General features: G+C 65.1%; 1 protein-coding gene. It reads right to left on the bottom strand.

Annotated features, from left to right (window positions below):
* On the bottom strand, positions 1–258 hold a 258-nt coding region (locus ACLJNW_RS26350; protein WP_410961529.1), incomplete at both ends, for a sigma factor-like helix-turn-helix DNA-binding protein.

The following is a 258-nucleotide window of genomic DNA, read 5'->3' as shown; positions in this document are numbered from 1 at the left end:
CTTCAGGCGGGCGCGATGCAGCAGCACCCGGACATTGGAAAGCGTGATATCCAGGAGATCACGGATTTCCTCCAGCTCCAAGCCCTGGCGTTCGCGCAGGGTCAGCACGCTGCGCTGCAGTTCGGACAGACCGTTGAGGGTCTTGTCCAGGCAATCGCGCAGTTCGCCCTCGGTGAGCAGGGCTTCCGGCGAATCCTCGTGCCAGGCGTGCGGCGGCTGGCTCCAGTGACCGTCGGCGGCAAAGCGCTGGTCATCCAC

Origin of the sequence: Salmonella sp. SAL4457 (genome assembly GCF_046548235.1) — a bacterium.
GTDB lineage: Bacteria > Pseudomonadota > Gammaproteobacteria > Enterobacterales > Enterobacteriaceae > Salmonella > Salmonella enterica.
The sequence above is the reverse complement of the archived record's forward strand: the minus strand, read 5'-3'. Positions and strand labels throughout refer to the sequence as shown.